Source organism: uncultured Campylobacter sp. (genome assembly GCF_938002845.1).
GTDB lineage: Bacteria > Campylobacterota > Campylobacteria > Campylobacterales > Campylobacteraceae > Campylobacter_B.
This window is the reverse complement of record NZ_CALKZP010000050.1, coordinates 148,422-162,799: the sequence shown is the minus strand read 5'-3', so window position 1 is coordinate 162,799 and position 14,378 is coordinate 148,422. Positions and strand designations below refer to the sequence as shown.

At 47.9% G+C, this 14,378-nt stretch carries 12 protein-coding genes, 1 tRNA gene and 1 pseudogene; 5 read left to right on the top strand and 9 right to left on the bottom strand.

The window, feature by feature from the left end; genetic code table 11:
• Positions 1–605 precede the first annotated feature (605 nt).
• Complete coding sequence (mnmG, locus tag Q0224_RS08435; protein WP_297950505.1) at positions 606–2,498, bottom strand: tRNA uridine-5-carboxymethylaminomethyl(34) synthesis enzyme MnmG; 1,893 nt, start codon at positions 2,496–2,498, stop codon at positions 606–608.
• Between the two features lie 238 nt (positions 2,499–2,736).
• Here mnmG and bioB point away from each other — a divergent pair, with 238 nt between their 5' ends.
• Positions 2,737–3,726, top strand: coding sequence for a biotin synthase BioB (gene bioB / locus Q0224_RS08430; protein ID WP_297950503.1), 990 nt, complete (start codon positions 2,737–2,739; stop codon positions 3,724–3,726).
• A 39-nt stretch (positions 3,727–3,765) separates the two neighbouring features.
• The gene (locus Q0224_RS08425; protein WP_297950501.1) at positions 3,766–4,191 is read left to right on the top strand and encodes a hypothetical protein; all 426 of its coding nucleotides are present in this window, start codon (positions 3,766–3,768) and stop codon (positions 4,189–4,191) included.
• A gap of 245 nt (positions 4,192–4,436) precedes the next feature.
• Here the strand turns inward: Q0224_RS08425 and Q0224_RS08420 are convergent.
• Positions 4,437–4,511: transfer RNA gene (locus Q0224_RS08420), tRNA-Glu, on the bottom strand.
• 316 nt (positions 4,512–4,827) lie between these two features.
• The gene (locus tag Q0224_RS08415; protein WP_297950499.1) at positions 4,828–6,051 is read right to left on the bottom strand and encodes an ankyrin repeat domain-containing protein; all 1,224 of its coding nucleotides are present in this window, start codon (positions 6,049–6,051) and stop codon (positions 4,828–4,830) included.
• A gap of 517 nt (positions 6,052–6,568) precedes the next feature.
• Between Q0224_RS08415 and Q0224_RS08410 the strand changes: the two genes are divergently transcribed.
• The 3 genes from Q0224_RS08410 to Q0224_RS08400 all read left to right on the top strand — a co-directional run bounded on the left by Q0224_RS08410 (position 6,569) and on the right by Q0224_RS08400 (position 7,341).
• Positions 6,569–6,694: a hypothetical protein gene (locus tag Q0224_RS08410; RefSeq protein WP_297950497.1), complete on the top strand. Its 126-nt coding sequence runs from the start codon at positions 6,569–6,571 to the stop codon at positions 6,692–6,694.
• A gap of 171 nt (positions 6,695–6,865) precedes the next feature.
• Complete coding sequence (locus tag Q0224_RS08405; protein ID WP_297950495.1) at positions 6,866–7,168, top strand: hypothetical protein; 303 nt, start codon at positions 6,866–6,868, stop codon at positions 7,166–7,168.
• On the top strand, positions 7,147–7,341 hold the full coding sequence (locus Q0224_RS08400) for a hypothetical protein (RefSeq protein ID WP_297950493.1): 195 nt from the start codon (positions 7,147–7,149) through the stop codon (positions 7,339–7,341). Before Q0224_RS08405 ends, Q0224_RS08400 begins: the two co-directional genes overlap by 22 nt.
• A 28-nt stretch (positions 7,342–7,369) precedes the next feature.
• On the opposite strand, the gene Q0224_RS08395 is transcribed toward Q0224_RS08400, so the two are convergent.
• The 6 genes and pseudogenes from Q0224_RS08395 to Q0224_RS08370 form a co-directional block, all read right to left on the bottom strand.
• Positions 7,370–7,840 (bottom strand): hypothetical protein, encoded by a 471-nt coding sequence (locus Q0224_RS08395; protein WP_297950491.1) that lies wholly within the window; start codon positions 7,838–7,840, stop codon positions 7,370–7,372.
• Positions 7,841–8,554 (bottom strand): DUF4230 domain-containing protein, encoded by a 714-nt coding sequence (locus tag Q0224_RS08390; RefSeq protein ID WP_297950489.1) that lies wholly within the window; start codon positions 8,552–8,554, stop codon positions 7,841–7,843.
• Positions 8,555–9,290: 736 nt separating this feature from the next.
• Complete coding sequence (gene ilvA, locus Q0224_RS08385) at positions 9,291–10,502, bottom strand: threonine ammonia-lyase (protein ID WP_005872070.1); 1,212 nt, start codon at positions 10,500–10,502, stop codon at positions 9,291–9,293.
• A 100-nt stretch (positions 10,503–10,602) separates the two neighbouring features.
• Positions 10,603–11,601 (bottom strand): methyltransferase domain-containing protein, encoded by a 999-nt coding sequence (locus Q0224_RS08380; protein ID WP_366939510.1) that lies wholly within the window; start codon positions 11,599–11,601, stop codon positions 10,603–10,605.
• Positions 11,593–12,132, bottom strand: a pseudogene (locus Q0224_RS08375) (tRNA (uridine(54)-C5)-methyltransferase TrmA); the annotation flags it as partial. The gene Q0224_RS08380 and the pseudogene Q0224_RS08375, both read right to left, overlap by 9 nt.
• On the bottom strand, positions 12,129–13,829 hold the full coding sequence (locus Q0224_RS08370; protein WP_297950486.1) for a Na+/H+ antiporter NhaC family protein: 1,701 nt from the start codon (positions 13,827–13,829) through the stop codon (positions 12,129–12,131). The pseudogene Q0224_RS08375 and the gene Q0224_RS08370, both read right to left, overlap by 4 nt.
• Positions 13,830–14,378 lie beyond the last annotated feature (549 nt).

Genomic DNA, 14,378 nt, shown 5'->3' with positions numbered 1-14,378 from the left:
AGACTGGAAAGTAGATAGTAGCTGGAAGATGTATCCGCCTAGCGAAAAATAATCTTTAATCCGCCTCGCTCGGGGCGGATTTATCTCCTCTGTAAATATAAATAGCTCAAGATAAGTTAAGCGGATTTTCTCTTATCAATTTTAGCAAAAAGCAATGGATCTCTCTTTTATATCTGTAGTTTAGTAGCTCAAATTTAAAACAATTTAGATATTTAATGCCGTCTATATATCGTTCGACTATTTCTTCAAAAATAGTAGGTATTTCTTCTTCTCGTATAACGTCTTTTAATATGAATATGTTGTTTATTCCTGAGGTGTCAATACTAAAACCTAATTCTTGAATGTTGTTGTCGGCCGCGTCCTTTAATTTATGCTGTTCGAGAAATAATTTTGAACCAGGAAGTGAATAAAAAAGAATTTCGGCGACATACCGTATGTAAAAAAAGTATTTTTTGAGCAATTCTTGACAATGAATCTAAATTTACTATTGGCGTAATTATCAAAACATAGTTTTAGTTCAAACTGAAACATATTTTAAAATATCGTCCAGATTTTTCACTATAAATTTTAAAATTACTTTATTAAGCCTTTTATACTTTAGCATTCTATTCTCGCTTTATCCCAAGCTTATCGCCAAAATTTTGCTTGATGTAGATATGCAAAATATCGATTGCGGCGGGCGTTACGCCGCTGATCTCGCTCGCGGCAAAAAGCGTCGGCGGCGCAAAGCGATTTAGCTTCTGCACGATCTCGTTGCTAAGGCCTCCGATCTTGCTAAAATCGATCTGCGGCGGGATCGCGACGCCAAGCAGCCCCTTCATCCTCTCGACCTCTGCGCGCTGCATCGCGATGTAGAAATGATACTTGCACTGCGTTAAAATTTCATCCAAAACCTCATCGCTAAAGCCCTCAAAATGCGGCGCCAAAGCAAGCAGACCCGCCTTTGAAAAGCCGCTTTTGGCTACGATTTTTTGCAAGCTACAGCTTTGCGAAATGGGCTCTGCGCCGATACTTTGCAGCAGGCTAAGCGTCTGTTTTGAAGGGGTAATCTGCGTTTTTAGCAAAAATTCCATTCCGCTCTCCACGTCAAGCTTAAACTTGCGCGCCCGCTCGTAGCTTGCCTCGTCTAAAAGCCCGATCTCGCGGCCGTATTCGCTTAGGCGCAGTACGGCGTTACCCTCGCGCAGCAACAGGCGAAATTCCGCGCGCGAAGTAAACATTCGGTAGGGCTCGTTCGTGCCCTTGGTAACCAGATCGTCGATCAAAACGCCGATATATGCCTCATCTCTGCGCAAAATCAGAGGCTGCCGCTCGCGCAAATCAAGCACGGCGTTGATGCCCGCCATCAGCCCCTGCGCCGCAGCCTCCTCGTAGCCGGTGGTGCCGTTGATTTGACCTGCCAAAAACAGCCCGCGGATCTTTTTGGTCTCGAGGCTGTGTTTAAGCTCGGTAGGATCGATGAAATCGTACTCGATCGCATAGCCCGGGCGGACGATTTTAGCATTTTCAAAGCCTCTGATCGTGCGCAAAAACGCAATCTGCACGTCGTAAGGCAGACTCGTAGAAAGCCCGTTTACGTAATACTCCGTAGCCTCACGCGTCTGCGGCTCGACGAAGACGTGGTGGCGGTCTCGATTTGGGAATTCGTAAATTTTAGTCTCGATGCTCGGGCAGTAGCGCGGGCCGGTGCTTGAAATCTGCCCCGTAAACATCGGCGCGCGAGCGAAATTTTCTCGGATGATCTCGTGCGTGCGCTCGTTCGTATAAGCGATGAAGCAAGCAAGCTGCTTCGGCGCAAAATTTTTGCTGCGAAAGCTAAAAGCGCGCGGATCCGCGTCGCCGTCTTGGCGCTCAAGCACGCTAAAATCGATCGTCTTAGCATCGATCCTTGGACAGGTGCCCGTCTTTAGCCGCCCCATTTGCAGCCCCAAGCTTCGTAGCGATTCGGCCAGCTCGACGCTTGCCAGCTCGCCCACGCGCCCCGCTTGCAGCTTGTTCTCGCCCACGTGAATTAGCCCGTTTAAAAAGGTGCCGGCGGTGATTATCAGATGCTCGGTCTCATAAACGTTGCCAAGATGGGTCTTAACGCCGCAAATGCGCTGCTCGCCGCCTCGCTCGCAGGTTAAAATTTCGCTCGCGATCTCCTGACTTACGTCCAGCCCCTGCGTGTTTAGCAGCAAATTTCGCATATAGATGCGGTATTCATCCATATCGATCTGAGCGCGCGAACCTCGCACGGCTGGGCCTTTGCTCTCGTTTAGTATTCTAAACTGCAGCCCGCACGCATCCGCCGCAAGCCCCATCTGACCTCCCAGCGCATCGATCTCCTTTACCAGATGCCCCTTAGCAAGGCCGCCGATTGCGGGATTACAGCTCGCAGCGCCGATCTGTTCGGCCAAGATCGTAATCAGCAGCGTCTTTGCGCCCATTTTTGCGGCGGCCAAGCTTGCCTCGATACCCGCGTGCCCGCCGCCCACAACGATAACGTCGTATTTCATTTTTTGCCTTTAAATTTAAAGCCGCAATTTTAGCCAAAATAAAATTTCAAAACGATAAATCGCGCGCAGATGTCGCGGACGAGCCGTCCGTAAAAATCGCAGCGCAAAAGCGGCGTAGGGGGGCATAAAATTCCGCGCAAAATTTTTAGCGCAAAATTCCTACGCCAAATTTCGCGTGCGAGCTTTGCTTTAAATTTAGCGTTGTATAATTACGCATTTTTTTCAAAAAGGCTAAGTATTGATAGACAAATTTTATATTTCCGAGCTGAAAGATCGCGTGATAGGCGGCTGCGAGATTGCAAAGCAGCAGGCGCTAGAGCTGGCGCGATGCGAGGATTTAGGCGCGCTTTTTGCGGCGGCGGATGAGATCAGGCGCGAGTTTTGCGGCGATAAATTTAATCTCTGCACGATCATAAACGTAAAATCGGGGCGCTGTAGCGAGGACTGCAAATACTGCGCGCAGTCGGCGCATTTTAACACGGGCTGCGAGATTTACGGAATTTTGGGCGAGCAGCAGGTGCTAAGCGCCGCGCTTGCGAACGAAGCCGAGCAGACGCACCGCTTCTCGCTCGTCGCCAGCGGGCGCGGAATTTCTCAAAAAAGCTCCGATCTAGGGGCATACTGCGAGATCTATGAGCGGCTGCGAAGTAAGACGCGGCTGCATCTGTGCGCCTCGCTAGGGATCGCTTCAAAGCCCGCGCTAGCGCTGCTTAAAGCTAGCGGCGTGCAGACCTATCATCACAATCTCGAGACTTCGCGTAAATTTTATCCGCAGATCTGCACGACGCACAGCTACGACGATCGCATCCAAACTATCGAGAATTGTCGCGCCGTGGGGCTTGACGTATGTAGCGGCGGGATTTTCGGGCTGGGCGAGGGCATGGAGGATCGCATCGATATGGCGCTGCAGCTGCGAGAGCTGGGCGTTAGCTCCGTGCCGATCAATATCCTGACCCCGATCAAAGGCACTCCGCTGCAAAACGCCGCGCCGCTAGCGCACGATGAAATTTTAAAATCGATCGCGATCTACCGCTTCATCTTGCCGCGCGCGTATCTGCGTTTCGCAGGCGGCAGGCGGAATTTAGGCGAGCACGTGCGCACGGCGCTTGGATGCGGTATTAACTCGGCGCTTACGGGCAATTTCCTAACCACCACCGGCGATAGCATCGCAAGCGATAAGGCGCTTGTGGCGCAGTGCGGGTTCGACCTCGCAAAGGGCGCGGATTAGCGGCTGCGGGGAATTAAAGATAAAATTTAAGAGGTAATTGTGAAATTAAAATTTTTCTCTGCCTTGATTTTAGTTGTGTTGCTTTGCGGTTGCTCGCTGCTCTCGCAGGACGGCAAGGAGGCTCGATTCTTGGCGGACGCGAGCAGATGCGATGTCGCAAGCTCGCTAAATAAGGAGCAGTCAAACCGCTGTGCGAAGCGGCAAAAGATTGACGCCGAAGTCGTGCGTGCGGCGCAAAAGCAAGCGGTATCGCAAGATACGCTTAATTCATTCAGAGCGGACAGCGCACAAGCCCAGCAAAGAGCGCAAGATCGATATATCTCCGAGCAGCGAAGCCTAATGCAGCAGCAAGCGCAGCAGCAACTGGAGCAGATGCAGCAGCGGCAAAATAAGAGAAATTTACAAAACGAGCAGAACTGGAATAGGCTGCGTAATCTGGAAAATATAAGTAGCGGCGGAATTTAGCCGATGCAGCCATAGCTAAAAGCGGTCGGCGGCGCGCTAAAAAATATGAATAGCAGCAGAATTTAGCCGCGAATTTTAAAATTCGATCTAAATTTTAATTCGCGCGACTTTAATTCTAGATCAATTAACCTCGATAAAAATATGATGAAATTTTAATCAACATATTACAAAAACAAATGAGGTCTTAAATTTCAAGGGCAGGCAGCTAAATGCTAGAAAATTTTAATTGATTTTAAGTGATGAAATGGTGACCCACAGGAGATTTGAACTCCTGTTACCGGCGTGAGAGGCCAGCGTCCTAACCACTAGACGAGTGGGCCGAGAAATTGAAAATGGGATAATAGCGAAGTGTATATAAATTTTGGATTAAATTATATATTTTCTGCAAAAATAACGCAAAATAAAATTTTCGCCGAAAACTTAAAGCTTTTTGGCATAGCCGTAAATCTTGGTGCTCTAGAGAGTCCGATATGCCGCCCATTCTAGATGGCACATAAATAAGTTCCGTCGTTGCAGCCATAAGCCAAATCGATATCATAAAAGCTTGTTGCGCATTGCTATCTGCATCAAAAACGCTAATAATTTAATCGCGCTGATTCAAAGCAAACGATAAAGAAGTCAAATTTAGCATAGCTTTTATTTGGCTTCTAGGCTTTTTAGATACTCATATACTCTTTTGTCCTTGTTTTTCCTTGCCCAATCCGATGGAGTTACGCTTTGGTTATGAGAACATCTAGCTTTTGGATCGGCGCCTCTTTCTACTAGATATTTTACGATTTCTAGACTATGAGAACTTGCCGCATAATTTACCATGGAGCAGCCATCCCTATCCTTTGCTTTAAAATTTCCGCCGTATTTTTCCAAAAGCTTTACGAGCCTAAAACTCTTCTCATCGTCGTGTTGGCTTCCGAATACGCTCATCATCATTGCGCTATCAGTCAGTCTTTTTGCACACTCTAGCATCGCGCGAAGCGAATTTTCGTTACCTAACATTACCGCCATTTCAATGGGGGTGGTATTTTCATGACCTTTAAAATTCGGATCGCCGCCCATTTCGCAGTATTTTTTAGCATCTTTGGCGTTGTCTGAATATGCCGTTTTGTGAAGCAACGTTTGTATCTCATCTGCACTCAAACCCTCTTCAGTCTTAGGCTTAACGAAAAAGTTTTTGTCGTAAATCTCCTTTAATGAATTTGTACCGTAGTATTTACCCGGCTCGTCTTTAAAAATCAAATTTATACCATTTAAATCCGTAAGCTCTATAGAGTCGTTTGTTTTTAAATTTATTATCTTGTTAAAGTTAAAAACTAAATCATCCTTTTTAACCCCGCTATCAAAGATGAAAAAGTGACTAAACTCGTAAGGAAATTCGTTTTTGTATTCAGGGTTTGACGCCGGATTTATCCTAGAATCGCCGATTTCTATCTTATCGTGCCCCCATCTTTTGCCGAATATAAATATATTCGTACCCCAGCTTTTTGAAATTTTATCATCGTTCTCGCCCATTACAAAAATATCGTTTCCCCATGGGTCTTCCACATCGCTTCTGCCGCCAGTCAAAATATAGACGTTGTTATTTCCAGGGCAAATTATAGAGTGCCTCGTATCGCTTTCGGCTATAATGATTTCGTCTGCGTTTTGGTTGCAGCGAGAATTTATGTCCCAATATATGGTTTTGCTAAATTTTAAACCCACGTCTTCTAATACGGTGGTATCAAATCCTTGCGTCACTAAAATTTTTTTAGGAAAATATCCCTTCGCTTGCCCGTCTTTGATAAATTTTTCCAAGCTTTGAAAGTCGGTTATATTGCCTCCAAAACAGCTGCCGACCGCCAAAAACAATATAACGATAAATCTCATACTTGCTCCTTTTTTCGAGATAAAATTTTAAAAATTATACAAAATTTGTAAACAAAATTTACTAAAAACAGCTCAAATTTAAAAATCAAAAATAAGCGTTTTTATGCTTATAGTAATGGCACTTGGATAGTTATAAATTTAAGCTGCTCCGCTGCTTTTAAATTTAAAAAGTTAAATCCATTTTAAACAGAATTTGCATAAAATCCCATTTCAAAAACGTATTACGCGAGCGGCGGCGCCAAAGTAAAATTTGCGGTAACTACGGCGTTAAATTAAAAGCACTCGTAACGGCGGCACCAAATAAAATTTGCGGCAGTAGCCCAAGGATGAGATATTCGGCGGCGTGCTGAGCTTGAATCATTCACAGCGACGTAAAGTACGAAGTATGCACGGCGGCGTAAAATTAAAATTCGCAGCGGCTAAATTCAAAGCCTGCGTGGCGATAATCAAAGCATCGCCCGCCGTTTAGTTGCACGGCGCAAGCCGTGAGCCGCACATTAAAATTTAAAGGTATACAATGAACGAAGATTTTCAAAGAGCGAAGCTGCAAGGCACGCTCGGCGCGCTCTGCCTATTAGTCGCAAGCGCGGCGTATTCTATAAAAGGCGAGATCGCTTATTTGGATTCTCAAATCTTAGTGTGAATTTTTGCCTTCACATTCCTTTACCACGCGCTTAAAAACATCCAAAATATCACGGGTCCGCAGATTTTTATAATCTTCAAATACGCCTATAGCATTGCGCTTGCGGCGCTGCTATATTTTTCAGCCATTTATATACTCAGAAGATGTGATTGCAGTAGGCTGCAAATATACGTGCCGTATTTGATATTTGCGGTTACGCTCTCTTGGATAGTTATAAATTTTAAGTTGCGCGCCGCTACCGGATGCAAACTTTTTGCCATATACGCCGCTCTGCTAATCGCAGACATCGGCGCAGACGTCATCTATGGCATGAAAATACCGGCTCCCGCCCCTATAACGATGGGCGTCATAAATTTCATGGAGCTGTTAAATTTAATCTTAAATCCATTAGCGTCCGTAGTACTGCTTCTTGCGTGGCTTAACATGAAAAACCCCGCCAAAGCAAAGGATCTATGGAGCCGGGCGCAGAGATAAAATTTGCTCGCGTTTATACTCGCGCGGAGTTTAAATTTAGACCGCGCCTGGGTGCTTGCAGAGATAAAATTTCACGCTGCTCGTGCTGTTTTGGCAAAGGCACGGCCTCCAAAACCCGCCTGCTTGATTATCTGCGCAGCACAAACTACAAACCGCATCGACGCGACTCTTGATAAATTTAAGAAATTTCGTATCATACGATTATAAGGCCCCTTCGCCGCACTCGTAGCCGAAAATTTTAATCCCCGTATCGCTCTGCTCGTAGCGCAGCGCGGGGATTTTTTGCAGTAGATCTTTTAGCTTCGCTAGATCATTTTTCCGCTCGCCGTCGAAGGCTCGCGGCACCCACACCCACGCGATCTCGTCGTATGCAAACGAGCCTACAGAAAAGCTAGCCCGCTTTGAGCCTGCCTCCCATTTGATGGAGTTTTTGATAGCATAGAAGTTTGGATAGAGGATTTTTTTGATGATGAAGCATTTGCAAAATTTAAAATCCGCAAAAAACTCCGCCCACGTCGCATCCTCGGTAAAATAGCCCTTTGCGCGCAGACGCTTTTTCTCTTTGCGCAGCCTGATCGGCTCATAAAATCGCTGCCAAGCCCTCGCGCAAGCATCCATAAACGCGAGCATGCGGGCAAAGTAAATTTTAAAAAGCGCCTTAAAAAGCTCCATCTACTTCTCGATCTGCGATTTTAGCGATTTATCGATTGCGATCTCGCTGGAGCTTATGTCGATCGTTTGGAGCGCCTTGTCCTGAAAGATGAATCCGACCTCCTTCGCGCCGAAGCTCTTGGCGATTGCCTCCAGCGTGTCGGTCGCGGATTTGTGTATCTTGCCGCCAAGATCGTTGATGATTTTTAGCGAGAGCTGCTTGACCTCGTCCTTTGCGTCGTCGATAAGGTGGTTTTTATCGCTTTCATCAAAGCTCGCGCCGAATAGCCCATTTAGCGAATCAGGCAGCAAAAACGGCAGCAGCTTGGCGTTTTTCTCGTCATAAATTTTCATATCTTTGATCGAGTATTTGTATTTGCACGGCGGCATCTTGATCTCGTAGCGATCCTCGCCCTGCGGCAATATCGCAAACTCGGGACTTAGCAGGTCGTAAACGAACTCGATCTCAAACTCGAAGATGATGGCGATCTGCTTTTTCGTCATCAGCGGCGAGACGAGCGAGCCCAGCAGCCCGCTGCCTACGTTTTGCTTGCGCGTGACGATCTCTTTGGAGTAAATTTTAAAAACGCTCAGCTCGCCGATACTTTTAAGCCGCGTGATATCGGTGGCGATCTGTGGCTTGCCCGCCTGCTCGCCGCTTTTGCGCATCTTAAAAAACATAAAAACTAAGATGCAAAATATCACTAAATTTAGAAGAAAAGCAAAATTTTCCAAATTTCATCCTTTAAAATTTTATCGGTATTTTAGCAAAAATACAGCGCCGATTTGTAGTGCAATTAAAATTTTACGATTTTTGCGACAAGAAATTTTAAAATCGTAGAACGAATTTCAAAGAAGCGAAGCACAATTATAAATTTAACGCGAGCCACAAGGCTCGCCCCTTGAGCGTGCCAGGGGTTAGGGGATTTTAAGGGGAAAGGGGAGCGCCTCTCAAAACGAGCGTAGCGACGCAAGGCTTAAGCCTGGCGGCGTTTCTTGCGAGCGCAGCGAAGCAGAGCAAGTAGCGCCCCTTTCCCCTTAAGAGAAAACGCCGCCACGACCTAAATTCTAGAGGCAAAATTCTACATAGAGAAATTTTAAATTTATTACAAAATAAAATTCTATTTAAATTTCATCCGTGATATATATATATCTTGGGGCGGGAAGGGGGCTTGAATTGCGAGGTCACATTTCTCGCAGAGGCGGCGCTGCCCCGCAGCACCGCATTGCTATGCTCGCCCATAAACCCCACCCATCCCCCTACGACGCTTTATAAGGGGCGAGCTACGCTCGCGCTAATTTTTATGTTGCGGCTGCGCCGCATATTTGGATCTTAAATTATACGTAAAATTTGAAATCACGAGCGCAAAGCATTTCGGCACGGCGAGTATAAGGCGGATGTAAATTAAAATTTAACCGCCGTGAGTCGAGAAGCGCAATCAAAGCCCAAGCCCAGAGCTCCGGCGAAATTTTACAAAATCTCCCTGAAATCATACCCTGCGTTTTTGAGCGCCCAGGCGATGTCCTCTTGATGAGCCTTGCCCTTGGTCTCAAGCGTGATCGTAATCTGCGCATCGCCGTACTCGATATTGGTCGAGAAGCGGTCGTAGTCGATCTTGACGATGTTTGCGTTGGCGCGGCGCAAAATTTCGGTAAGCCCGGTAAGCGCGCCCGGCTTATCGACGAGCGTGACGTTGATCGTCATCTTGCGATGCGATTTGATAAGACCTTTTTCGATGATGATGTTTAGCATCTGCACGTCGATGTTGCCGCCGCTTAGGATGATGCCGATCTTTGCGCCCGCGGGGAATGCAAATTTCGCGTTCATCAGCGCCGCTACGCCCGCCGCGCCCGCGCCCTCGACGATGATTTTTTGCTGCTCGAGCAGATAGAGTATCGCGCTTGCGATCTCCTCGTCATCGACCTGCACGAACTCATCGACGCACTCGATGATCGTAGAGAGCGTGATCTCGCTCGTATCTCGTACCGCGATGCCGTCGGCGATAGTGCGGACCGATTTGGAATTTAGCGGCTTTTTCGCGACGAAGCTATCATGCATCGCAGGCGCGCCCTTGGCGGCTACGGCGATGATTTTGATGTCGGGGTTGATCTGCTTGGCGCAGCTGCAAACTCCCGTCGCAAGCCCGCCGCCGCCTACAGGAACGACGATGTATTCAAGATCTGCGACCTCCTCGATCATCTCAAGCGCGATCGTGCCTTGGCCCGCTTGGACGAACTCGTCGTTGAAGGGATGGACGAACGTCAGATTGTGCTCCTTTGCATATTCCAGCGCAAACGCGTACGCTTCGTCGAAATTATCACCCTTTAGGATGATCTCCGCGCCCAGAGCCTTCGTGCCGCTTACCTTAAGTAGCGGCGTGGCTTCAGGCATTACGATCACGGCATGCACGCCGAATTTTTGTGCGCTCATCGCTACGCCTTGGGCGTGGTTGCCCGCGCTTGCAGCTATTACTCCATGTGCCCGCTCCTCGTCCGTAAGATGCGCGATTTTATTATAAGCGCCGCGAATCTTATATGCGCCGGTGCGCTGCAAGTTCTCGCTTTTGAGATACACTTCTGCGCCGTAAAGCTTGCTGAGCTTCGGCGCCAGAGCAAAGGGCGTTTTATAGACGAAATCGTTTATCGTGCGCTTTGCTTGGATGATTTTATTTAGATCAACCATCTACTTCCTTTCATAATTTTAAATTTTGTTATTATACATATTTTAGGCGGAATTTTATCCCGCACGCCGCTCGGATCCGCAGCTTCGGTTTTAGATCCGCTTAACTCCTGCGCCGCAATAGCACGCCGCATTCGATATGGCTCGTATGCGCGAACTGATCGAAGATCGCAAACCTCTGCACCTCGTGTGTATCGCAAAGCGAGCGTAAATTTTCAAAAAGCGTCTGCGGGTTACAGGAAATGTAGATTAGATTTTGAAAATTTTTTATGAACCCCAGTACGCTAGGCTCCAGCCCCGCTCGCGGCGGATCGATCAAGACGTGCGAAAAATCGTAGCCGAAAATATCGATCCCCTTTAGCCGCTCAAACTCGCGCCTGCGCGCAAACGCGCTCATCAGCTCATCCGCGCTAAGGCGAACGAATTGCGCGTTGCAAACGCCGTTGAGCTCGCAGTTTATGCGCGCATTCGCGATCGAGCTTTTTGAAATTTCGCTCGCCAACACGCGGTTAAATTTAGCCGCAAGCGGGATGGTAAAGTTGCCGTGCCCGCAGTACAGCTCCAGCAGATCGCGCGCGGCGGAGCTTTCTGGGCATACGGCATGTTTTTCGCAGCTTGAATTTTGCTCGGTTGAATTTTTGCAGGCTGAATTTTGCGCGCTTTTCTTTTCACAATCCAAATTTTGCGCAGCGGAATTTTGCACTTCCAAATCCTTGCGAGCGAAATTATCATCCGCAGAGCTTTCGTCTGCGGAGGCACAGTTAAATTTCACGGAATTTTCGCCGCTAAATTCTGCACGAGCGAAATTTGCTTTAACGGAATTTCGGCAAGCGGCGTCAAATTCGGCGGAATTTTCAGAAGCAAAATTTCTATCCATAAAATTTTGCGCAGCGGACTGCTCGTGGCTCGAATTTTGCGCGCCAGAATTCTCCGCTATGAAATTATTTGCGGCGAAATTCTGCTCGGCGCACATCTCGCCCGCGCCGTCTTTGCCTAAGTCCACGCAGCTTCTCGCCCAGGCGATCATCTTTTCGTTCACGCCGCGGTTGGGCTGGATGAAGGCGTTTTCGCCGAAGCGAAATTTATAAACTCGCCCGTCCACGCAAAGCTCGTCTGTGAGGCTTAGCTCGCCGCTTAGCAGCTTCTGTCCGCGCGCGCGAGCCATGATAGTGATACCAAGCTTGTCCGCAAGTTCGCAAATCGCCTCCTGCTCGCGCTCGCCCAGGCGCTTGTGATAAAGCAGCGTCGCCAAAATCCCGCTAGCGCACGAGATAAACTCGACGCCGAAGAGCTTCTCTTTTAAAGCTTCGCTCCGCCTAAGCGCCTCTAGCAGCCGCGGCATTAAATTTGCGATAGGAAGCGCTACCTTGGGGCATTCGTTAATTAAAATTTTCTTACTACGTGCGCCGCCCATCGTGTAAGCAAGATCAAATGCGCTATGCCAAATATCGTGCCAGATGCCAAATTCCGCCCTGATACGATAATTTTGCGGTTGCGAGGCAAAAAATTCAAACTCGCCGTCAAAAAATTCTCTAAATTTATCGGCGATCAGCTGTTTTTTGTATAAAATTTGATCCTCATAGGGCTCGCCGAGCGTGCAGCTGCCGCAACTACCGAAGCTTTCGCAATTCATACATCCACTCTTTTACCCACCGTGCGCAGTAAAAGAATGATAGCCGCGATACCCAGGATCAGACATCCCCACACGCTAAGCCCAAAGCCCGCAGGCAGGTAGCCGCAAACGATACTAATGCCGCAAACGACCAGCGCATAGGTCATCTGCGTGCTTACGTGCTCGATGTGATCGCAGCCCGCGCCCATTGAAGAAAGTATCGTCGTATCAGAAATCGGCGAGCAGTGATCGCCAAATATCGCCCCCGTAAGCACCGCGCTAATGTTTACGCACATGAAAACATGAAATTCCTCGCCGCTAAGTCCGTATTTTTGCCCCACGGCGTGAGCAAGAGGCACGGCCAAAGGTGTGACGATGCCCATAGTACCGAAGCTCGTGCCCGTTGAAAATGAGATAAACGAGCTAAGCACGAAGATCACGATCGCAAGAGCAAAGCGCGGCGTAGCGTCGCTTAGAAGCTCGACTAGGTAGCGCGAAGTGCCAAGCTCTTTGATAACCGAGCTAAGCGACCACGCAAAAAGCAGGATTATGACGGTATTTAGCATACTTTTCCAGCCGCCCACCCAAACCTCGATCGCCTCTTTGACGCCGTAAATTTTTTGCGCGATGCCTAAAACGACGGCGATGATCGACGAAAAGAGCGCGGATTGAAACAGCACGACCGAAGCGTCCGCAGCGCTAAATGCGGTGCGGATCGAAGTGAAGCTAAGAGGGGCTGCTTTGACCGCCTCCAAAGCCTCGCCCTCCAGCGAGCTGTAGCCGTTGAGATAAAATCCGATGACGGAAAGGACGATCATCGCGCCTAGCGGGATTAGCGCGTTTATCTTGCGAAGCACGACGCCCTCTTTGGGTACGAAAATTTGATCCTCTAAATTTTTAATCTTAAAATCCGCAGCTCCGCTCTTGCCGCCGCGAGATGCGATCTCTGCGCGATACATCGAGCCAAACTCCCTGCTCATCACAGCGGTGGCGACTACGAAAAAGATCATGAAAATATTATAAAATCTATACGGGATCGTCTCAACGAAGACGGTGAAGGCGTTTATGTTTTCTATGCCGATCTGCGAGTAGGCCTCTTTGATCGCCGAAATTTCAACTCCGACCCAGGTGGAGATCACCGCGATACCGGTGATCGGCGCGGCGGTCGCGTCGATTATAAAGGCGAACTTTGCGCGCGAAATTTTAAATTTATCCATAAGCGGCCGCATTATCGGACCCACGATCAGCGCGTTTGCGTAATCGTCGAAAAATATCACGATACCCATCAGCCAGGTATAAATTTGACCCAAAACTGGAGTATCCGCGTGCTTGCTAAGCCAGAGCGCAAGCGCCTTCGTGCCACCGCTTTTGGTAACCAGAGCGATGAGCCCGCCGATACACATAACCTGAAGCAAAATACCCGCATTCCACGTATCCGCCATCGATTTTACCATGCGCGAGCACAGGTTCGTAAAAGCGAAAAGCGCCGAAGCCGCGATATTTTGATCGACCATACCGATGAGAAAGGTCCCGCTTAGCACGCCCAAAAACAGCGACAAAATCACGTCCTTGGTGATGAAAGCAAGCACGATCGCCGCAACCGGCGGGATCAGCGTCAGCACTCCGTAAAGCTCGCTGTTTCGCACGGCGGGCTCCACGTCCGCAAGCGCCAGCGCGGGCAAAAAAATCGCCGTAAAGATAAGCAAATTTTTCAACATTTTAATCCTTGATGATTGATAAAATTTTAAAATTTAACCTCCGATCGGGGGCTAAATTTTAAAATTATGCGCGCATTGCAGCAATTATTCATAATTCGCGTGCTTTCTTTTACGGCGATTATTGAGCGCCTTAATCGCGCAGCAAGCTCTGCTATTTTGCTGCGTTTGCAATTTTGCGAACGCATTTTTAAGCAATTTATCGCGCAGAAAAATCTCTCCGGTGCAAAATACCGCGCGCGGCGTAATCAAAAAGCGTTTTATAAGCGCATTTAAAATTTTACTTAACATAGCAAAAGCCCCAAGTCAAGGTAAAATTCCGCAATACTGCGATGCTTACTTTGTCGCAAAAGCGATAAGTTTATCGCACAAAATTTGACGAAATCCCGCTCTTGATCGCAAACCAAAATCCCTCGGCAAAAATTTTATCGCGCATAAACGCACAAATCGCCATTTTTAAAGCTCGTCTGCACGTTTATAAAATTTCAGTGCATGCAACCTGCGCAAGCAAAGCGATAAAATTTTAAAGCGTTAAATTCTACCAACTCGCAC

Excerpts from the sequence above, each read along its gene's own strand:
- mnmG (WP_297950505.1), bottom strand. The coding sequence starts at position 2,498 with ATGAAATACGACGTTATCGTTGTGGGCGGCGGGCACGCGGGTATCGAG.
- Q0224_RS08415 (WP_297950499.1), bottom strand. The coding sequence starts at position 6,051 with ATGAGATTTATCGTTATATTGTTTTTGGCGGTCGGCAGCTGTTTTGGA.
- Q0224_RS08410 (WP_297950497.1), top strand. The coding sequence starts at position 6,569 with ATGAACGAAGATTTTCAAAGAGCGAAGCTGCAAGGCACGCTCGGCGCG.
- Q0224_RS08400 (WP_297950493.1), top strand. The coding sequence starts at position 7,147 with ATGGAGCCGGGCGCAGAGATAAAATTTGCTCGCGTTTATACTCGCGCG.
- Q0224_RS08395 (WP_297950491.1), bottom strand. The coding sequence starts at position 7,840 with ATGGAGCTTTTTAAGGCGCTTTTTAAAATTTACTTTGCCCGCATGCTC.
- ilvA (WP_005872070.1), bottom strand. The coding sequence starts at position 10,502 with ATGGTTGATCTAAATAAAATCATCCAAGCAAAGCGCACGATAAACGAT.
- Q0224_RS08370 (WP_297950486.1), bottom strand. The coding sequence starts at position 13,829 with ATGTTGAAAAATTTGCTTATCTTTACGGCGATTTTTTTGCCCGCGCTG.